Annotated in this window: 20 protein-coding genes; 8 read left to right on the top strand and 12 right to left on the bottom strand. The window is 62.6% G+C overall.

Going from position 1 to position 18,388, the window contains the following annotated elements; genetic code table 11:
• Window positions 1–158: 158 nt before the first annotated feature.
• A complete protein-coding gene (locus NVV77_RS19045; RefSeq protein ID WP_295415562.1) occupies window positions 159–785 on the bottom strand; it encodes a TetR/AcrR family transcriptional regulator in 627 nt (208 codons plus the stop codon).
• Between the two features lie 115 nt (window positions 786–900).
• Between NVV77_RS19045 and NVV77_RS19040 the strand changes: the two genes are divergently transcribed.
• Entirely contained in the window at window positions 901–2,127 is a 1,227-nt protein-coding gene (locus NVV77_RS19040; RefSeq protein ID WP_295415560.1) for an MFS transporter, read from the top strand.
• A 97-nt stretch (window positions 2,128–2,224) separates the two neighbouring features.
• Here NVV77_RS19040 and NVV77_RS19035 read toward each other — a convergent pair whose 3' ends face one another.
• The 3 genes from NVV77_RS19035 to NVV77_RS19025 all read right to left on the bottom strand — a co-directional run bounded on the left by NVV77_RS19035 (window position 2,225) and on the right by NVV77_RS19025 (window position 5,479).
• Complete coding sequence (locus tag NVV77_RS19035; RefSeq protein WP_295415558.1) at window positions 2,225–2,587, bottom strand: cytochrome c; 363 nt, start codon at window positions 2,585–2,587, stop codon at window positions 2,225–2,227.
• Between the two features lie 65 nt (window positions 2,588–2,652).
• A complete protein-coding gene (locus NVV77_RS19030; protein WP_295415556.1) occupies window positions 2,653–4,095 on the bottom strand; it encodes a hypothetical protein in 1,443 nt (480 codons plus the stop codon).
• Window positions 4,096–4,192: 97 nt separating this feature from the next.
• Window positions 4,193–5,479 (bottom strand): imelysin family protein, encoded by a 1,287-nt coding sequence (locus NVV77_RS19025; protein ID WP_295415554.1) that lies wholly within the window; start codon window positions 5,477–5,479, stop codon window positions 4,193–4,195.
• Between the two features lie 129 nt (window positions 5,480–5,608).
• On the opposite strand from NVV77_RS19025, the gene NVV77_RS19020 reads away from it, so the two are divergent.
• The 4 genes from NVV77_RS19020 to NVV77_RS19005 all read left to right on the top strand — a co-directional run bounded on the left by NVV77_RS19020 (window position 5,609) and on the right by NVV77_RS19005 (window position 9,906).
• Complete coding sequence (locus NVV77_RS19020) at window positions 5,609–6,274, top strand: Fe2+-dependent dioxygenase (protein WP_295415552.1); 666 nt, start codon at window positions 5,609–5,611, stop codon at window positions 6,272–6,274.
• 12 nt (window positions 6,275–6,286) lie between these two features.
• Window positions 6,287–7,282: an iron ABC transporter substrate-binding protein gene (locus NVV77_RS19015; protein WP_295415550.1), complete on the top strand. Its 996-nt coding sequence runs from the start codon at window positions 6,287–6,289 to the stop codon at window positions 7,280–7,282.
• Window positions 7,283–7,372: 90 nt separating this feature from the next.
• Window positions 7,373–8,872 (top strand): iron ABC transporter permease, encoded by a 1,500-nt coding sequence (locus tag NVV77_RS19010; RefSeq protein WP_295415548.1) that lies wholly within the window; start codon window positions 7,373–7,375, stop codon window positions 8,870–8,872.
• Complete coding sequence (locus NVV77_RS19005; RefSeq protein WP_295415546.1) at window positions 8,869–9,906, top strand: ABC transporter ATP-binding protein; 1,038 nt, start codon at window positions 8,869–8,871, stop codon at window positions 9,904–9,906. Before NVV77_RS19010 ends, NVV77_RS19005 begins: the two co-directional genes overlap by 4 nt.
• Here the strand turns inward: NVV77_RS19005 and NVV77_RS19000 are convergent.
• From NVV77_RS19000 to NVV77_RS18980, 5 genes are all read right to left on the bottom strand, one after another.
• Complete coding sequence (locus NVV77_RS19000) at window positions 9,895–10,542, bottom strand: hypothetical protein (protein WP_295415544.1); 648 nt, start codon at window positions 10,540–10,542, stop codon at window positions 9,895–9,897. The two genes, NVV77_RS19005 and NVV77_RS19000, sit on opposite strands and share 12 nt — an antisense overlap.
• A 91-nt stretch (window positions 10,543–10,633) precedes the next feature.
• Window positions 10,634–11,419 carry an SDR family NAD(P)-dependent oxidoreductase gene (locus NVV77_RS18995; RefSeq protein ID WP_295415542.1) on the bottom strand — a complete coding sequence of 262 codons (786 nt, stop codon included), beginning with the start codon at window positions 11,417–11,419 and terminating at the stop codon, window positions 10,634–10,636.
• A gap of 9 nt (window positions 11,420–11,428) precedes the next feature.
• Window positions 11,429–12,196, bottom strand: a complete 768-nt coding sequence (locus tag NVV77_RS18990) for an ATP-binding cassette domain-containing protein (protein ID WP_295415540.1) — start codon at window positions 12,194–12,196, stop codon at window positions 11,429–11,431.
• On the bottom strand, window positions 12,193–13,269 hold the full coding sequence (locus NVV77_RS18985) for an ABC transporter permease (RefSeq protein WP_295415538.1): 1,077 nt from the start codon (window positions 13,267–13,269) through the stop codon (window positions 12,193–12,195). The genes NVV77_RS18990 and NVV77_RS18985 overlap by 4 nt, the downstream gene beginning before the upstream one ends.
• 72 nt (window positions 13,270–13,341) lie before the next feature.
• Window positions 13,342–14,361, bottom strand: a complete 1,020-nt coding sequence (locus tag NVV77_RS18980) for a sugar ABC transporter substrate-binding protein (protein ID WP_295415536.1) — start codon at window positions 14,359–14,361, stop codon at window positions 13,342–13,344.
• 247 nt (window positions 14,362–14,608) lie between these two features.
• On the opposite strand from NVV77_RS18980, the gene NVV77_RS18975 reads away from it, so the two are divergent.
• Window positions 14,609–15,850 (top strand): ROK family transcriptional regulator, encoded by a 1,242-nt coding sequence (locus NVV77_RS18975; RefSeq protein ID WP_295415534.1) that lies wholly within the window; start codon window positions 14,609–14,611, stop codon window positions 15,848–15,850.
• 47 nt (window positions 15,851–15,897) lie between these two features.
• Here the strand turns inward: NVV77_RS18975 and NVV77_RS18970 are convergent, their stop codons facing one another.
• The 3 genes from NVV77_RS18970 to NVV77_RS18960 are packed head-to-tail and all read right to left on the bottom strand — an operon-like array spanning window position 15,898 to window position 16,566.
• Window positions 15,898–16,164, bottom strand: a complete 267-nt coding sequence (locus NVV77_RS18970) for a hypothetical protein (RefSeq protein ID WP_295415532.1) — start codon at window positions 16,162–16,164, stop codon at window positions 15,898–15,900.
• On the bottom strand, window positions 16,145–16,315 hold the full coding sequence (locus NVV77_RS18965; protein ID WP_295415530.1) for a hypothetical protein: 171 nt from the start codon (window positions 16,313–16,315) through the stop codon (window positions 16,145–16,147). Before NVV77_RS18965 ends, NVV77_RS18970 begins: the two co-directional genes overlap by 20 nt.
• Window positions 16,312–16,566: a hypothetical protein gene (locus NVV77_RS18960; protein WP_295415528.1), complete on the bottom strand. Its 255-nt coding sequence runs from the start codon at window positions 16,564–16,566 to the stop codon at window positions 16,312–16,314. Before NVV77_RS18960 ends, NVV77_RS18965 begins: the two co-directional genes overlap by 4 nt.
• A 301-nt stretch (window positions 16,567–16,867) precedes the next feature.
• Here NVV77_RS18960 and NVV77_RS18955 point away from each other — a divergent pair, with 301 nt between their 5' ends.
• Window positions 16,868–17,110, top strand: a complete 243-nt coding sequence (locus NVV77_RS18955; protein ID WP_295415526.1) for a hypothetical protein — start codon at window positions 16,868–16,870, stop codon at window positions 17,108–17,110.
• A gap of 232 nt (window positions 17,111–17,342) precedes the next feature.
• Complete coding sequence (locus tag NVV77_RS18950; RefSeq protein ID WP_295415525.1) at window positions 17,343–18,263, top strand: LysR family transcriptional regulator; 921 nt, start codon at window positions 17,343–17,345, stop codon at window positions 18,261–18,263.
• Window positions 18,264–18,388: the final 125 nt, after the last annotated feature.

The raw sequence follows: 18,388 nt of genomic DNA, 5'->3' as shown, positions 1-18,388 counted from the left end.
TTGTCGTTCTCCCATCCTCATGTCAGCGGCTTCTCCAAACCGCTGCACAGAATAGTGTTATGACGTTATAACGACTATGGCAAGATGCTGTCTATCGAGGGCGGTGCAGACCTCTCCGACGCGGTAGAACGCCGATCCTGCTGCCGAAGGGCCGGCGGCTATCGCCTGGCTTTCGCTGCCCCTTCCAGGTCGGTCGCTGATACCCGCAGGCTTTCGAGCAGCGCCCGGAACCCGGCTACTGCGCGCCTCGAGGTTTCCTCGGGATCGTCGGCACCGGCAATCCAGGTCGCTGCGTGGGTGCTCGCGCCATTGATCAGGCGGGCGGCGACCTCAGTGTCGAGGTCAATCAATTGCCCTTCGGCCTTGACGGCATCCAGATTGCTCTTGAGTGCCATGATGCAGGCATTGGCATTGGGCCATTGTGAGAGGTCGCCGAGCACGGCGGGGCCGTCTCGGAACATGATGCGTTGAATCTCGGGCTCGAGCGCCATCTCGATATAGGCGATCCATTCGTCGACCAGCCCCTGCCATCGGGTCGGTGCCTTGACCGAGATGGCGAGGAGGCGCTCCGACATTTCGCTGTCGATCTCCTCGATCACAGCGCGGAGCAATCCCTCCTTGTCACCAAAATGGTGATAGAGCGCGCCGCGGGTGAGCCCGGCCTCCGCTGTGAAGTCGTCCATGGAGGAGGCTGCATAGCCAATAGTGCCAAAAGCCTTTCGTCCCGCAGCCAGGAGCTTTTGGCGGGTCTCGGCCATGGTTTCCTTCCGCGATTTTCCGGCCATGTCACTCCATTCGCATACGCAACGCATTTGGATTGACATACGAGATGTATGCCAATATCCATTTCACATACGTAACGTATATAAGCGTTGCGAGAGTTCATCAAGGATGGGTGAAATGTCCAACCCCTATGCTCAGATCTTCCGGGCGCCCGGCGCCAAGGGCTTTGCCGCCGCCGCCTTTGTCGCGCGCATGCCCATGGCCATGGCGCCGATCGGGATCGTCGCCATGCTGTCCCAGACCCACGGGGAATATTGGCTCGCCGGCGCCGTTTCGGCGACCTTCGCGATCGCCAATGCCTTTGCCTCGCCGCAGATATCGCGTCTGGTCGACCGCTACGGACAATCCGCCGTGGTGGCCCCGGCCATGCTGGTTTCGGTCCTCGCCTTCGTCGCGCTGATCTTGGCGGCAAACCAGAACTGGCCGATCTGGACGCTCTTTGTATCGGCACTTCTCGCGGCCAGCATGCCCAGCATTTCCGCCATGGTCCGCGCCCGCTGGAGCGAACTCTTCCGTGACCGTCCCGAACTCAACACCGCCTTTGCCTTCGAATCTTCCGCCGATGAACTCGTCTACATCGCCGGTGCTTCTGTTTCCGTGGCCTTGTCCGTGTCGGTCTTTCCGGAAGCGGGTATGATTGCCGGCACGGCGTTTCTTGCCTTGGGCACAGTGGCCTTCCTGCTGCAGCGCGGCAGCGAACCAAAGGTGCGGGCGCATGATGGCGGAAGAGCGCGGGGCTCGGCCATCAGTCTGCGCCCGGTCCAGATCATCACTCTGGCCTTGATCTTTGTCGGTGCCATGTTCGCCACTGCCGAGGTCAGCGCAGTGGCGATCACCGAGGACCTGGGACAGGCCGGCGCTGCTAGCCTCGTCATCGGCGTCTATGCAGTGGGGTCATTCGTGGTTGGCCTTGTGCTGGGTGCGATCAACCCAAAGATGGCTCTGCATCGCCAGTTGATGATCGCCGTCGGGGTGCTGGCGGTGACCTCGATCCCGCTGTTGTTTTCCACGAGCTCGGTGGCAGCGCTTGCGGTTGCCGTGTTCATCAGCGGCGTCGCGATTTCGCCAACCTTCATCACCGCGTTCGGCCTGATCGAGCGGCGCGTTCCGGAGTCCATGCTCACCGAAGGCGTCACCTGGGTGATGACCGGCATCGGTATCGGCATGGCATTGGGATCATTCACCGCCGGCTGGCTCGTCGACGCCTATGGCCCGCAGCATGGCTTCTGGGTCTCGGTAGTGGCGGGCGCAGCTAGTGCCATCATCGTAGCGCTGGGGCAGGGCGCGCTCGGGGAGGGCAAGCCCAGAAACGCCGATCACCTTCGGACTCAGCCGGCGGAATAACAAGCGAGTATCAGGTAGGGGGCGCCCCCGAAGCGCCCCTCGCCACGGGCGAAGAGGGATTGACGTAACCGCAATGGTGAGCGGGCCCAATCCACCTTCACTCCGCAAAAGCACCGTAGCTATTGTCCCAGGAATTGCGGACATAGGTGCCAACGGCCAGCAGTTCCTCGGGAGTCAGACGCTTGCCAAAGGCGGGCATGTCGGCGCTGCCATTGGTGATCTGGCGAATGACGAATTCAGCATTGGCGAGGCGCTGATTGCCGGAGAGTTTTGGGCCGACAAAGCCGCCACCCTTCGCGCCGTGGCATTCCTGGCAGCGACGCATATAGATCGGCTCGCCAAGGGCGATGGTGTCGGCCAGCAATGCCGGAGCGGGCGAGGCTGCGTCCTGCGCATGGCTCGGCAATGCGGAGGCCAAGAAGGCTGCGACGATCAGGGCCGTGCGCTGAACTATCTTCATTTCTCTCGTCCAAATACGAAATGGGCGGCCGTTACGGCCGCCCATTCCATCAGATTTGTATCGGTCTATTCCTGCAGGTCGAGGATCACGAGGCGCGCGCCACCGGCATTGTTGTTGGTGGTGAGAGCCACTTGCTTGCCATCGGGCGACACGGCCGCGCCGAAGAACTGGGCGGACACAGTGTCGTTCGGCAAAGCAAGAATGCCGTCTTCGCTCACAGTGGTATCGAGCTTGCCGGTGCTGTCGAGCGCGACGGCAGACGGGATGCCACCAAAGTAGCCGACATGGAGGGTACGGTCATTGGGCAGACCCACGAGGAGGCGGCCGCGTTCTTCGGCCGACTTAAGGCCCGTCAGGCCCTCGGACTGCACTACGGCCGAGCCATTGCTGCCCCAGGTGGTGTCGAGTTCCTTGCCCTTGACGCGGAACGCGACGAGATCAGGCGCTTCGGTGGTCTTGAAGCCCAGGGTCGAGGGCGTTGCTTCGGCAGTTGCGCCGCCATAGCCGGTCGTCACCCAGCTGCCATCGGAAAGCTGCACCGCGGCATAGCCTTCGGCAAAGCCGCCATCGGCCACCAACGGGTTGAAGATCGCAATGCCGGGGGTCGCGGCAAGGCCCACGGCTTCAGCCGAGGACTGCGGGGAGACGAAGCCGCCAAAATTCTCGTCGAGCGAGCCATCGGGATTGAGATGGATCAGGATGACGTGGTTGCGCAGTGCTTCGCCGAGGTTGGTGTAGCCGGCGCTCATGATCGAACCGTCCGCACCCAGGGTCACGCGGCGGCCGCCTTCGTTAAAAGTCTGGGCCGACTGGTAGGTGAAGGGCTTGCCGCCATTGAAGGAGGCGTCAACCGAGCCGTCGGCTGCCAGGAGCCGAACTACATAGCGGTCGGCATCCGTGCGGCCCGAGCCTTCGGCGGCCGAACCGTGGCCGGCGACGATGAGCTTTTCTTCGCCGCTCGAATTGTCGACCTTGAGATCCCAGGCGGTATCCTGCGGCGGGTTTTCGACGCCGGGGAAGGCGTCATTGTTCGCGTTGGCCCAGCCGAAGACGACTTCGAGGGCGCCAGTCTCGCCGCCCCATGCGTCGCCGGTCACCTGCTTGCCCGTGGCGTCGAAGCGCACGAGATAGACGGAAATGCCGCCATCTTCCTCGGTGGCATTGATCGCAGCAACCACATCGCCATTGGCGAGCGGAGCCACGGCAAGCGATTGCTCGATCGTGCCGCCCGGCAGGTCGACTTCGGCAAAACCATCTTCGCTGAAACCGGTATCCGGGGTGCCATCGGCATTGAAGCGGCCGACGATCACGTGCGAGGCCGGATTGGTTTCGGCGCTGGGATTGCCGATGTGGCCCGAGACGTAAATCTTGCCGTCGGCGCCATAGGCGAGACCGCGGAAGTCATTGGCCTTGTCGGTGGTGAAATCGACCGAAGAGGTGATGTCCTGCGCCATGGCGGTGCTGGCCATCAGCGCGGTGCCGAGGATGATGAGGCTACGGGTAAGCATAAAAGTCCTCCAGTTGGGCCGGGACGGCGGATCGGTGGCATCCGGGCCTGCGTTTTCTCCGGCGGACCACTGCCCGACGGTCGAAATCTGTTGCCGGCTACATGCCGGGTACGACGACGAGCACGCCAAGCTGGTTGGCAGCCTGGCGCAGGTCGCGTGCCAGATCGGTCAGAGCGCGGGCAGCGTCCTCGCCTGCAGCGCGTTCGGGACTGCCGGAAGCGGGGGCGAGGAACCGGGCATAGGGTGCGTTCATCGCGCCGAGGGTTTTGATCGCGCGGTCAAAGCCTGCTTCGATCTTGCCCGCCAGTTCGGCATTGCTCGCCTTGACCAGCGCATCGAGCCCACTATCGAAATAGACCGCCCGCGCTCCGGCGAAGGAGGCGGCGTTGTCCACCTCGGAAGTCCCGCTGAATGGCGAGGGCTGAAAGTTCTTGTTGGCCGGAAAGAGTGCGGCGCCGATGCGGCGCAACGGGATTTCGTAGCCGATCAGCACTGTCATGCCGTTGAAGGCGCGGCCCAGCGCATTGCGCTGATCCATGCTTTCGACCGAAGCGCGATAATTGTTGCTGACATCGGGTGCCCAGGCGGCAACAAGTGCGCCTGTGTCATTGACGAAAAGCCGGGCTACTGAGGCAAGGTATTCACCACGACGCGCGCCTTGGTCTCCTTCGAAGACCGAGGCCGGCAGCGCGCCGTCAACACCCCAGAGCAGATACTCGGCGACATGCAGGCCTGTGGTGATGTTCACCGTCGGCTCGACGGTATTGAGCCGGGCAATGGCGCGGAAATTGAGCGATTGGGCCGCGTCCACCAGGATGGCGTCGATAGTAGCGGGGTTAACCGGCCAGCCATTGAGGCGCGGCAGCGGGCCGCCGGGTGCATCGGCCGATATGGCGGGAATGTCTACCGGCCCGGCATAGAACTGATAGGCCTCGGTTTTGAGATAGGCTTCGCGCGCCTTAAGCCAGGCGGTGCGGGCGGCGGCCAGGGTCTCGTCGGTTGGGGAAGCCTGCAGGGCCGCTACGGCATCATTGAGCGCCTGGGCCGCTGCATTGGTGGCGGCGTAGGTGTCGTAGACCAGCGCGGCATAGGCCGAAACCTGGCTCTTGGCATCGTAAGCAAAGGCGCTGGGATCATTGGTCGAAAGGCGGAACTCGGTGATCGTGCCCAGCACGGCCCCGCCACCTTCGCCAGGGCCGCCTTCACCGGCCGCCTCAGCCTGGGCGACCAGCACGCGCGGACGCGTCGGCTGCAAGGGGGAGGGCTGCTGGACTTCGGATTCAAGACCGGGATTTTGCCGGGCAATAGCAGGCGAATTTGCACCCACGCCGCCCACCAGCAAGGCCGTGCCCAGACCCATCCAAATCCGCGTGCGACGCTCCACGAGAAACCCTCCAGGCCTGTTCTTCGCGGCTTGCGGACCGCCGAGCCAAGGGGTAGATAAACTGACAGTTAGTGTCAACTATGTAACTGACACTGAGTGTCAACTTTTGCCTGCGAGGGGAACAGCCACATGATCCTGTGTATCGGCGACGTGCTTGATCGCGACGCTCTGGCGGATCTGCGCGGCACCATTGGGTCGGGCGTTTTCGTCGATGGTGTGCTCAGCTCGGGCTGGGCATCGCGGCTGGTTAAAAACAACGAGCAGCTTGGGGCCGGGCCAGCGCTCGCCGCTGCGCAGGACAAGGTCATTGCCGCCTTGAAGGCCAATCCGGTCTTTGCGGGGGCTGTGTTGCCGCGCCGCTTCGCGCCGCCGCTTTTTGCGCGCTACGAGCCGGGCATGGAATTCGGCACCCATATGGACAATCCCCTGATGGGGCCGGACCACATGCGGGCCGATATCTCGGTGACGATTTTTCTTGTTGAACCCGACACCTATGACGGGGGCGAACTGGTTATGGAAACGACTGGCGGGGAGGCTGCCTATAAGCTCGCGGCCGGTTCGGCGATTGTCTATCCGACCACGGTCCTCCATCGCGTCGAACCGGTCACGCGCGGTCGCCGCGAAGTGGCGGTGACCTGGGCGCAGAGCCTCGTGCGGCGTGCCGATGAACGGGAAATCCTCTTCGATCTCGATCGCGTCGCCCGCTCCATTTTCGAGCGCGAGGGCAAGTCCGAAGAATTCGAACTGATCAATAAAAGCAGCGCCAATCTCAAGCGCCTGTGGGTGGAATCGTAAGGGAACAATCGCATGACCAGGACTTTTCTCACCACGCTCGCATTGACGCTGACCCTCGCCACTTCAGTGCTGGCGCAGGACAATGGGCTGACCGTCTATACCTCGCAGCACCAGGCCCTGACGCAGGAATGGGCCGATGCCTTTACCGCCAAGACCGGCATTCCGGTGGCGATCCGCAAGGGCACCGACGTGTTGATGGCCAATCAGATCGTGCAGGAAGGGCTCAATTCGCCGGCCGATATTTTCCTCACCGAGAATTCGCCGGCGATGACGATGGTGGAAGAGGTAGGCTTGTTCTTGCCGGTTGCCCCGGAAACCCTCGCCAATACGCCCGAACAGTTCCGGCCGCAGAGCGGCATGTGGACCGGCATTGCCGCCCGCACGACCATGCTGGTCTACAACACCGAGATGATCAGCGAAGATGAGCTGCCCGTCTCCATGCTCGACCTCGCCAATCCCGAATGGCAGGGCCGTTGGGGCGCAGCGCCGGCCGGTGCCGATTTCCAGGCGATCGTCTCCGCCCTCTTGGAACTTCGCGGGACCGAGGAAACCGCCAACTGGCTCGTCGGGCTCAAGCAGAATGCGCTGCCCTATCGCGGCAATTTCGAAGCCATGCGCGGCGCCAATGTCGGGGAAGTGGCAGCGGCCCTGATTTACAACTACTATTATTTCGGCGATCAGGCCGGCACGGGCGAAAGCTCGAACAAGCTAAAAGTGCACTACTTCGCCAACAAGGACCCCGGCGCATTCATCTCGGTTTCGGGTGGCGGCGTGTTGAAGGCTTCGGACAATCCGGAAGCCGCGCAGCAGTTTCTTGCTTTCGTCACCGGGCCCGAGGGCCAGGCGATCCTGCGCGATGGGCATAGCTACGAATATGCCATTGCCAGCGGTATTGAGCCCAACCCGGCGCTGCCCCCGCTTTCGACCATCGACAGCCCCGAAATCGATCCGTCGCTGCTCAATGCGCAGGAAGTGGTGCAGTTGATGACCGCTGCAGGGGTGATCTGACCGCCCATGCACCAGGCATTGCCGAATAAGGGCCGCGTTGGCGTGCCAATGCGCCTTTATCGGCATCGCCGCCGTGGAGCGTCGCCCCTTGTGCTTGCTGCCGCGATAGCCGTCGCGGCGCTGTCCCTGCTTCCCGTTGGCTTCGTTCTGGTCGTCCTGGTCCAATCCGGCTGGGACACGGCGAGCGCGCTGCTGTTTCGCCCCCGCATCGGCGAATTGCTCATCAATACCATGCTGCTCGAAGTCCTCGCCGTGCCGCTCAGCATTGCGCTGGCGCTGGCCCTGGCCTGGCTGACCGAGCGCAGCGATCTCAAATGGCGCGCGCTCTGGCGCTGGCTTGCAGTGGCGCCCTTGGCCATTCCCGCCTTTGTTCAGGCCTATGCCTGGGACAGTGCCATTCCGGTGCTCCGCGGCCTGTGGCCGGCCGTGCTCGTCTCTGTCCTCGCCTATTTCCCCCTGGTCTACCTGCCTGTTATCGCCCAATTGCGCCGGCTTGATCCCGCCATGGAAGACGTGGCAGCAACGCTCGGCACCAGGCCGCTCGCCGTTTTCCTGCGCGTCGTGCTGCCGCAATTGCGGCTCGCCATTTCGGGCGGTGCGCTGTTGATCGCGCTGCATCTTCTTTCCGAATACGGGCTCTATGTGCTGATTCGCTATGACACGCTGACCGTCGCCATCGTCAGCCAGTTTCAGGCTGTCTATGACGGTCCGGCGGCCAATCTGATGGGGATCGTGCTCGTCCTTCTCGCCGTACTGTTCCTTGCTGCCGAAGCCTGGCTGCGTGGCGAAAGGCGCTATGCCCGTGTCGGTGGCGGCGCGGCACGCCAGGTCGCTCTCGTCAAGCTGGGTACCTGGTGGCCTCTCTTCATGGCGCTTCCCCTTCTGGTCACCGTGTTGGCTATCGGGCTGCCCGTCGTGACGCTGCTCCGCTGGCTTCTTGTCGGTGGCATCGAGTCCTGGCATCTGCCCCAGCTTGCCACCGCGACCTGGCAAACGGCCGGCTATGCCTTGGCCGGTGCCGTCACCGTTTGCATCATGGCCTTGCCCATTGCCTGGCTTGCCGCCCGCGCGCCCGGACCCGTGCAGAAGGCGCTCGAAAACATTCACTTTCAGGTGGGCGCGCTTCCGGGTGTCATCGTCGCCCTGGCGCTGGTCGCCGTCACGGTGCGGGTGGCGCTGCCGCTCTACCAGACCGTCGCGACGCTGCTGCTCGCCTATGTTCTGCTCTATTTGCCGCGCGCCATCGTTTCCGTGCGCGCCAGCCTCGCGCAGGTGCCGGTAGAGCTCGAACGCGCTGCCACGGCGCTCGGCCGTCCGCCACTCGCGGCCGTCGTCGGCGTCACCCTGCGCCTCGCCTTTCCCGGCATTGCCGCCGGCATGGCGCTGGTCGCCATGGGCATCACCACCGAACTCACCGCGACGTTGATGCTGAGCCCTATCGGGACTGAAACGCTGGCCACCCAGTTCTGGGCCCGCACCGGCGAATTCGACCATGTCGGAGCCGCCCCCTTTGCCCTCGCCATGGTTGTGCTCTCTTTGCCGCTCTGCATCATCCTTCATAGCCAGGCCACCGGAGCCCGTTTGTCTTGACCGTTCTTCACATCGCTAATCTCGGCAAGACCTACGGCACGACGACCGCATTGGCCGATGTCAGCCTCGATGTCGCCATGGGCTCTCGCACGGTGATCGTCGGCCCATCCGGCTCGGGCAAGACCACGCTTCTGCGCCTGATCGCGGGCTTCGAAACTCCGGACGCTGGTAAGATCGAGCTCAATGGCGAATTGATCGCGGACCCAGCGGTCGGCGTCCCAGCTCATCGGCGCAATATCGGCCTTGTCATGCAGGAAGGCGCGCTCTTTCCGCATCTGAGCGTGCTCGACAATATCTGTTTCGGAATTCGCTCCGAGGCTGATGCCTCGGCGCGGGCGCTGGCCCTGATGGATATGACCGAGCTCGACCGTTCCATGGCGCAGCGCCAGCCGCACCAATTGTCGGGCGGGCAGCAACAACGCGTGGCGCTGGCCCGGGCCTTGGCGCGCCAACCCCGCCTCATGCTGCTCGACGAGCCATTTTCTGCACTCGATGCGGGCCTCCGCGAACAGATGCGCGACGCGACAGCGAACATCCTGGCGCATGCAGGCGTCGCCACTGTGCTCGTGACGCATGACCGCGACGAAGCCATGGGTTTTGCGGATCAACTGGTGATCCTGCGTGAGGGACGGCTCATCCAGGCCGGCAGCCCCAAAACCCTCTATCGTCGGCCCGCCGACGCCACGACCGCCGCCTTTCTCGGCGCAGCAATCATCCTGCCCGCTGATTTCACCGGGGCCGCAGCCGAATGTGCGCTGGGCAGGCTCCCTTTGCCCGATGACGATCAGGCGGAGGGTGCCGGACAAGTGCTTGTGCGCCCCGAACAGTTGACCATTGGCGCCGCGCCAACTTCGGTCGAATGGCGGGTCGCATCAGTTCTCGATCGGGGAAACAAAAGCGCTGTGACGATCGAACGGCTCTATCGCGGCGACCGGGTAAAGGTCAGCTTCGACCACGTGTCGGCGCATGTGCTGGAGATCGGTCAAACGGTGCAGGTTTCGGTCACCGGCACCGTGCACCCCTTAAGAGGCTGAGACGGAAGCCGTCTGCGTGCCTTGCTTGGCCTGCAGCATGCGATCGAAGGCATTGCGGACCGCCAGCGACAGGTTGAAGAAAACCAGGCTGACCGGATCGGTCTTTTCCTGCACGCCGTGCTGATGCGGCGGAAAGCCAAGCCCATCAAGACTCAGCACGACGCCACGATCGAAATAGGCGCGCGCCTCAAAATCCAGCAGACCGGTTGAAAGGGTCTGGCCGTTTTCGATTTCGATCAGGATGTCACCCTGGCGCGACCTGCCGGGTGAATAAAGATCGGGCCGGGCAAAGAGATAGGCATGCGCCTCGTAAAGGCTCGAAGCCTCTTCGACATTGGGAAAATTGGCGAGATTGCCGTTCTGGCCAAGGTTGTAGTGTTCAACCAACATTGCCGCCAGCCGTGCCGCTACCAGAAGCTCAAGTCCAGCATGATGAATGCCGCTGATCACGGCCGCATGGCTCAGGCCATCGCTGCAAAACAGCCGATGCCCGCCGCGTCCCGGCACTTCCTTGAGCGGCTCGGGCGCGACGCCCCTTGCCAGCAACAGGGAAAACTCGCGCGGCGACAATGCCGCAGCGAGTGCAACATCGCGCGTCGTGAACAGGCCGGGGGGCGGAATGCTGGGGCGAGCCAATCTTGGACCCTAATATGATCGAGCGCTTTTAGCGCATCCGTCAGCGTCACAAAACCCCCAAGGATTCGCCGAAGCAGGCAACCACAACAGGTTAAGTGGTCCTGAGCCAACCGCCATCGACGAAATAGGTTGATCCCGTCGAATAGCTTGCCTTGTCAGAGCACAGGAAGACGAAGAAATTTGCCAGTTCTTCGGGGCTGGCAAAGCGCCGCATGCCACCGGCTTCGTCGGCGACCGATTGCAGGTGCTGCTGGTAGCCGTCTTCGCCGGCGATCTGCTTGGCAGTCTTTACCCAGTCGGGCGTTAGCACGAGACCAGGATTGATGGTGTTGACGCGGATATTGTCCTTGACCACTTCATTGGCCAGCGTCTTTGAAAACATCATCAACGCGGCTTTGGTCGTGTTGTAGATCGGCTCGTACCAGAGGGGCTGTACCGCGCAGATAGAGGCATTGTGCAACACTACGCCGCCGCCGCGCTCGCGCATGGTGGGAACGAGGCCCCGTGCCAGCCGCACCGCCGCCATCACATGCAGGTCCCAATAGAACTGCCACTTGGCGTCGTCGGCCTCTTGAATGGTTTCATTCGAGCCGGTGCCTGCATTGTTGATGAGAATATCCACGCCTCCGAAGGCCCGTTTCGCACCGGCAATAACGGCGTCGCAGCCTTCCGCGGTGGCGATATCTGCCGGGACTGCGATGGCACTGACACCATGCACCCCAGCGACCCGGTCCGCTTCACGCCTGGCGCGCTCACCGTCCCGCCCCACCAGAATCACATTGGTACCCTCGGCCGCCAGACCCTCGGCGACGGCGAGGCCGATGCCGACCGTGCCTCCGGTGATGATGGCGACCTTGCCGCGCAGACCCAGATCCATATCAGCCCCCTAGTTTGCCGGCGGCTTCATCGCGCCGGTCATGATGGCCACCGCATCGGACATGGAAAAATCCTTGGGGTTGATGACAGCAATGCGCTTCCCCAGGCGGTGGATATGGATGCGGTCGGCCACCTCAAAGACATGCGGCATATTGTGCGAGATGAGAACGATAGGCAGGCCTCGGCGTTTGACGTCGAGCATCAGTTCAAGCACGCGCCGGCTTTCCTTGACGCCAAGGGCCGCGGTCGGTTCGTCCATGATGATGACCCGGCTGCCGAAAGCCGCGGCGCGGGCCACGGCGACGCCCTGCCTCTGGCCACCGGAGAGCGTTTCGACCGCCTGATTGATGTTCTGGATGGTCATGAGCCCGAGTTCCGAGAGCTTGTCGCGGGCGATTTTCTGCATGCGGGTGCGGTCAAGCCGGCGGAACACCGACCCCATGAAACCCGGCTTCCGCAATTCCCGGCCGAGAAACATGTTGTCGGCAATCGAGAGGGCAGGGGAGAGCGCCAGGTCCTGATAGACGGTTTCTATGCCGGCGAGCCGGGCTTCGAGCGGGGAGCGGAAGGAAACGACCTTGCCGCCGAGGCGAATTTCGCCGCCATCGGGGATGATGGCGCCGCACAGGGCCTTGATCAGGGTGGATTTGCCAGCGCCATTGTCGCCGATGACGCCAAGTATCTCATTTTCCTGCAGGTCGAAATCGGCATTGTCGAGCGCCACGACACGGCCATAGCGCTTGTTGAGGCCACGAGCCTCGAGCACGGGCTCGGTCATGCCGAAATCCTCCTGATCCACTGGTCGATAGCGACGGCGATGATGATGAGGGCACCGACAGTCAGCTGCCGCCAGAGCGGATCGACGCCGGTCAGCGAGAGCCCCGAGTCAAAGACCCCAACGATAAGTGCGCCGAACAAGGTGCCGACGATCGAGCCGCGACCGCCAAAGAGCGATGTCCCGCCGATGACGACGGCGGTGATGGCATCAAGATTGGCGGTCTGATTGCCAAGCGGGGAGACCGCGCCGACCCGGCCGATCAGCACCCAGCCGGCAATGCCGCAGAGCAGGCCTGCCAGCGCATAGACGCCGACAAGCGTTCGATTGACCTGAATGCCCGAAAGGCGCGCCGCTTGGGGATCATCGCCGATGGCATAGACATGCCGGCCAAAAGCGGTGCGGCTCAGCATGTACCAGATGACCACGGCGACAAGGATCATCAGGATCGAGCCAAGCATGAGGAAAGCGCCGCCCCCTAAGGGAATGCGCGCGCCCATGGACTTGAGGAAAGGCGCAAACTGGTCGAGCGCCTGCGAGCGGATCGTCGCGGCATTGGAAACGAGGGTAATCAGCGCCCCGTAAATGCTCCAGGTGCCGAGCGTAACAATGAAAGGCGGCAATTTCAGCGCCGTCACCAGGATACCATTGATCAGGCCGCAGACGAGGCCGGTCAGAAGTCCGATCGGAAAGGCGATCGCCACGGGCACCTGATAGTCGACCGCCAGCTTGCCCATGATGATCGAGGACAGAACCATGATGGCGCCGACGGATAGATCGATGCCGGCGGTGATGATCACCAGGGTCTGGGCGGTACCGAGCAGGGCAATCAGGGTCACCTGAGCCAGGATCAGCGACAGGTTGAGCGTGCCGAAGAAGCGGCCACCGCTGACAAAGGCGAAGACCACGACGGCAATGAGCAGGATGATCGCCGGAATAGCGGTCGGATTCTGGTGGAAGAAATGCTGCACGCGGCGCAGCAGGCTCGGTGCTTCATCCTCGAAGCTGGCAACCCCATGGGTCGCTTGGTCAAGACCGCGCTCCGCCGTGGCCGAACCGGTGGCGTCGTCACTCATACCCTGGCTCTCCGCTCGCAAAGATTGGTGCAGAAATGCCCCTCCGGTCGTCCCGGAGGGGCGTCGGCGGGATCAGCCCCAGCAGAGCTCGGCGCCTTCGGTGGTGTCGATCGATTCGACCCCATCGACCGGCTTGTCGGTCACGAGCCGCGCACCGGTGTCATAAAAGCCCAGTTCAGGGTCCACTTCCGGCTTGCTGCCGTCGGCGGCGAACTTGGCGATGGCTTCGAGAGCGAGCGCCGCCATGTCGAGCGGATATTGTTGCGAGGTCGCTCCGATAATGCCGTCCTTGACGTTCTGGACTCCTGGGCAGCCGCCGTCGACGGCGACGATCAGCACATTCTCGACGCCGGCAGCTTGCAGCGCCTGATAGCCACCGGCAGCGGCCGGTTCATTGATCGCATAGACGACGTTGATATCCGGGCAACGCTGCAGCAGCGTTTCCATGGCCGTGACGCCGCCTTCTTCCGAGCCGGCCGTGACTTCGTGGCCGCAGATGCGCGCGTCATCTTCATCGCCATAGCGGTTGGGATCCTTCACATCGATCCCGAAGCCTTCCATAAACCCTTGGTCGCGCAGGTAGTCGACGGTCGGCTGATTGGTCGCGAGATCGAGGAAGCCGATCTTGGCATTGGCCGCTTCGTCTCCGAGCGTGCCGGCCGCCCATTGGCCGATCAGGCGGCCCGCCTGACGATTGTCGGTGGCAAAGGTCGCATCCGCCGCGTCCATGGGTTCGAGCGGGGTATCGAGCACGATCACCAGAAGACCGGCATCGCGGGCCTGCTGGATGGTCGGCACGATGGCAGAGGAATCCGATGGCACGATGGCAAAGCCCTTGGCGCCTGCCGCGATCAGGCTCTCGATGGCCGCGATCTGGCTTTCATTGTCGCCATCGAACTCGCCGGCATAGGTCCTGAGATCAAGACCCAGTTCCGTCGCCTTGGCCTGGGCGCCCTCTCGCATCTTGACGAAGAAGGGGTTGCCTTCTGTTTTGGTGATCAGGCCCACGATGTCCTGTGCGTAGGCGGCCGATCCGCCAACAAGAGTGCACAGCAAGGCGGCCGCGGTGGCGGCTTTCAAAAACCTATTCATGTGTTCTCCTCCCAAGGGCGCGCCGAATCTCTTCCGGTCGGGCCGTTCCAAGCAGGGCTGCGGTCTCCTCCCGTGCGCTGCTCGATGCGGGGATGATCACCACGACATATCGACACTGTCAATAAGTTAATCCGATGGATTTATTAATTGACAGAGGCACGGCGACGGACGTTTGATGGCGGCAGAGCCGCTGGAAATCTGATCCAACCTGCGATAGGCGAGGGGCAACAGCAGGCGGAGGATGCAATTGGCGGGGGCCGTCAGGACGATAAGGGGGCGGTCGGACGACCTCAGCCGCGGAACCAATCAGAGCGGTGTGCGGCTCTATAATGAGCGGCTGGTGCTCTCGCTGGTGCGCCGTCACGGCAGCCTGCCCAAGGCCGACATCGCGCGCATGACGGGGCTGTCGCCGCAGACGATCTCGATCATAGCCAACCAGCTCGAGCATGATGGTCTCCTGCGCCGCGAGGCCGTGGTGCGGGGCAGGGTCGGGCAACCCTCGGTTCCCTATTCGCTCAATCCCGAGGGCGCCTATTCGGTCGGTCTCAAGATCGGCCGCCGCAGCGTCGATCTCTCGCTCATCAATTTCACGGGCCAGGTGCAGCGCTTCCTGCACCAGACCTATGCCTATCCGACGCCCGCCGGCATCAGGGAATTCACCCAGGCAGGCCTTGCCGAACTGCAATCGGGACTGCCGGCGGAGACACTGCGGCGCGTGACGGGGCTCGGCATCGCATCGCCCTATGAAATGTGGACCTGGCCGGAAGAAATCGGTGCGCCACGCGAGGATATCGATGTCTGGCGCGAGACGGACATAAGGGCAGATCTGGCGCAGATTTGCCCTTGGCCAGTCTATTTTTACAATGACATTACCGCCGCCTGTGCGGCGGAGCTGATGTTCGGACGTGGCGCCGAATATGTCGACTATCTCTATGTCTTCATCGGTTCATTCATCGGCGGCGGCCTCGTTTTCAACGGCCATCTCTTCCCCGGGCGCACCAATAATGCCGGTGCTCTCGGCTCGATGCCGGCCGGCCTCGGACAAGGCGGAAAGGCCCCGCAATTGATGAACGTGGCCTCCATCTACGTGCTGGAGCGCGAGCTCATTCGCCAGGGGCGGCGGGCCGAAGTGCTCTGGCAATCTCCGGACGATTGGGGAGACGATCTCGGACCGGCGCTCGACAACTGGATCGTGCAGGTGGCCGACTATCTCGCCCATGCCATTCTGTCGTCGGTCGCGGTCATCGATGTCGAGACCGTTGTCATCGATGGCGCCTTTCCTGCCTCTGTGCGCAGCCGCATCATCGAGGCGACACGCGCCGCGCTGCTGATGGTCAACCAGCAGGGACTTTCGGCCTTTAGCCTCGTCGAGGGAACGCTCGGCACGAGTGCCCGCGCCCTGGGCGGCGCCGCCATTCCGCTGCTCGCCAATTTCACGCAAGACCGTGAAGTGCTCTTCAAGGACAACCCCTTCAGCGCCAGACGATAGATTTTTCTGCCCGCGACCATGGCAGAGACTGCCCGCCGTGGGCCGAACTAGAATGGCGAGTCGACCTGAGCGGCGGTGTGCCGGTCAAGCAGGATCGAGGCTTCCAGCGCGCCGGCGGTGACCGGCAGGGCTTCCGTACGGCCCAGATAGGGCAGGAGAATGGTCAGCCAGGGGCGGCGGGCTTCCCAAACGACATCAAACTGCTCCTCCTCGACCCGCACCTCGAAGGTCCCGGGGGCATGCGGCTCTTCCATGCCCGGCAATTTGAACGGAAAGCGATAGGTCACCGACCGCCTAGCGGAGTGGTCGCTCATCGTCGGTCTCGGTCGTGTGGAATGCGGGACGCAGCGGCAGGCTGGGGCGCTCTTTCTCGCGGGCAAAGCGCGGAAAGGTCAGCGCAGAAGAGCCCGATTTGACGAGCGACAGACGCCCGGGACGGACGAAGGGCAGCAGGGTGCCCATCATGACATGACCCCCGACCGTTCGAGCGGGTAGCTCTCCGAACTATAGAGCTCAAGGATCTGCTCGCCGGTGAAACGTTGCTCGTCGACTTCCAGCATCGATCCCCTGAGCAGTGTCGCCGGCATATCTTCGATGGCGTAGCGCAGGGCTTCGGCCGCACTGCTGAAGCGTCTATATCCGACCCGCACCGAGCCGCGGCTCCCCCGGCTTGGAAAGAGTTCAGCGTCGGCAGAGTAGTCAAACCCATTGGTCATGGCACGGCCTTCCGATTTGATTGCATTCGGCAGCGGTTACTGCCCAGCGACAACGAGGCTAGGTCCGAACGTTCGCAAAATTCAGTGGATCGCCAAGCAACCCGGCTATGCCGGAATGATCAGGTGGCATTGGACGCTGAAAACGTACTTTCCTAAAGTGCGTACTCAATGCGCCCGATTCAAGGCGCGGCTCAGCGAATGGCCACGAGCAATCACGCCATATGACAGCGCGCCTGCCTTTTTGTCTGGCCTCGCGGACGCCACCTACTCAGGAAGCGACTCTCTTTGACGAGGTGACTTCATGTTTGGTGATCGGAATGCCAACGACCCTCTGGACGACATCGCTCACTTTGAGCGCGAACGCCGCTTGGCCAGGGAGCAGTGGCCCTTCCTGACCCAGCACGATCTGCGCGGCATCAAGACGGTCAAGCAGCTCGCTGCCATGGTGCATGCCAGGACGAATCTGTCCGTTGTGGCCGCCGACGCGGAGGTTGAGGCGTGGCTGGAAGGCCATGACGTACGGGTCGCTCGGGCCAAGGTCTAGCGTCGGCGAGCGGCAGTTTCGCGTAGCCAACAGTTCGAAGTACTGGGAAAATCTCGCGCGCAAGCTCGACATTCACAATGCGGTAGGCCTTGCTGCGTTTGCCGCCCGTACACGTCTCGCCATCAACCAATGCCACCCGGAAGACAGGCTCTCGACAATAACGCGAAAGCGATTTCGTGGCTTATCGTGCTATCGATAAAATGATCGTTGCAGAAATTAGTGGAACTAATGAATGGGCCTGCCAAACTTCAACGACCTGGCGGCCTTTGTGGTGGTCGCGCGCGAACGGAGTTTTACGCGCGCCGCGGCCAGGCTTGGCGTGTCCCAATCATCCCTTAGCCAAACTATCCGTGGGCTCGAGGCCCGGCTCGATATCCGCCTCCTGACCAGAACCACGCGAAGCGTGTCGCCGACCGAAGCGGGGGAACGGCTTCTGCAGAGTCTGGAGCCGCGCTTTGAAGAGATTCAGGGCGAGCTGACGGCTTTGGCCGAGATGAAGCAAACGCCGTCCGGCACCATCCGGATCACCGCTGGCGAACATCCGGCCATTTCGGTCTTGCAGCCCGCGTTACGGAAGTTTCTGTTGGCCAATCCCGACGTTCACGTCGAAATCATCGTCGACTATGGCCTCACCGATATCGTTGCCGAACGCTACGATGCGGGCGTCAGGCTCGGCGCCCAGATCGCCCGGGACATGATCGCGGTGCGGATCAGTCCCGATATCAAGATGGCAGTTGTGGGTACGCCCGGCTATCTCGCGCGATACCCGGCGCCCTCGCGACCGGAGGACCTGACGGCGCACAACTGCATCAATATCCGCCTGCCAACCCATGGAAACCTGTTCCCCTGGGAGTTCGAAAAGGACGGGCAGGAGATCAAGGTTCGGGTCGAGGGACAGGCAGTCTTCAACAATGTTTCGATGCGCCTGTCATCGGTCCTTGATGGTGTCGGCCTCGCCTACATGCCCGAGGACCAGGTGCAACACTACGTAAAGGAAGGCCGGCTACTCCGCGTCCTTGAAGACTGGTGCCCCACTTTCACCGGCTATCATCTCTACTATCCGAACCGTCGGCACCACTCGATCGCGTTCTCGAGCTTCGTCGATGCGGTGCGATACCGCGGTCCGTCTGCGGCAGCTTCACCAGGCGCATAGCCGCAATCAGCAGCTTCCTATCATCTCCCGCCCATTCATTAGCAGTGGTTCTTGGGCCATGCGTCGACGGCTACCTAATCGGCAGCGTCGCCAGGTCTTAGCTTAGGAGGAGCTTCCCTCGGGCA

It is taken from the genome of Devosia sp. (assembly GCF_024707125.1).
Taxonomy (GTDB): domain Bacteria; phylum Pseudomonadota; class Alphaproteobacteria; order Rhizobiales; family Devosiaceae; genus Devosia.
Note: the sequence above shows the minus strand (reverse complement) of the source record. Positions and strands in the feature narration are given on the sequence as shown.

Bases quoted from the DNA above. Each gene is read 5' to 3' on its own strand.
- NVV77_RS19045 (WP_295415562.1), bottom strand. From the start codon at position 785: ATGGCCGGAAAATCGCGGAAGGAAACCATGGCCGAGACCCGCCAAAAG.
- NVV77_RS19040 (WP_295415560.1), top strand. From the start codon at position 901: ATGTCCAACCCCTATGCTCAGATCTTCCGGGCGCCCGGCGCCAAGGGC.
- NVV77_RS19035 (WP_295415558.1), bottom strand. From the start codon at position 2,587: ATGAAGATAGTTCAGCGCACGGCCCTGATCGTCGCAGCCTTCTTGGCC.
- NVV77_RS19030 (WP_295415556.1), bottom strand. From the start codon at position 4,095: ATGCTTACCCGTAGCCTCATCATCCTCGGCACCGCGCTGATGGCCAGC.
- NVV77_RS19020 (WP_295415552.1), top strand. From the start codon at position 5,609: ATGATCCTGTGTATCGGCGACGTGCTTGATCGCGACGCTCTGGCGGAT.
- NVV77_RS19015 (WP_295415550.1), top strand. From the start codon at position 6,287: ATGACCAGGACTTTTCTCACCACGCTCGCATTGACGCTGACCCTCGCC.
- NVV77_RS18995 (WP_295415542.1), bottom strand. From the start codon at position 11,419: ATGGATCTGGGTCTGCGCGGCAAGGTCGCCATCATCACCGGAGGCACG.
- NVV77_RS18990 (WP_295415540.1), bottom strand. From the start codon at position 12,196: ATGACCGAGCCCGTGCTCGAGGCTCGTGGCCTCAACAAGCGCTATGGC.
- NVV77_RS18985 (WP_295415538.1), bottom strand. From the start codon at position 13,269: ATGAGTGACGACGCCACCGGTTCGGCCACGGCGGAGCGCGGTCTTGAC.
- NVV77_RS18980 (WP_295415536.1), bottom strand. From the start codon at position 14,361: ATGAATAGGTTTTTGAAAGCCGCCACCGCGGCCGCCTTGCTGTGCACT.
- NVV77_RS18970 (WP_295415532.1), bottom strand. From the start codon at position 16,164: ATGAGCGACCACTCCGCTAGGCGGTCGGTGACCTATCGCTTTCCGTTC.
- NVV77_RS18965 (WP_295415530.1), bottom strand. From the start codon at position 16,315: ATGATGGGCACCCTGCTGCCCTTCGTCCGTCCCGGGCGTCTGTCGCTC.
- NVV77_RS18960 (WP_295415528.1), bottom strand. From the start codon at position 16,566: ATGACCAATGGGTTTGACTACTCTGCCGACGCTGAACTCTTTCCAAGC.
- NVV77_RS18955 (WP_295415526.1), top strand. From the start codon at position 16,868: ATGTTTGGTGATCGGAATGCCAACGACCCTCTGGACGACATCGCTCAC.
- NVV77_RS18950 (WP_295415525.1), top strand. From the start codon at position 17,343: ATGGGCCTGCCAAACTTCAACGACCTGGCGGCCTTTGTGGTGGTCGCG.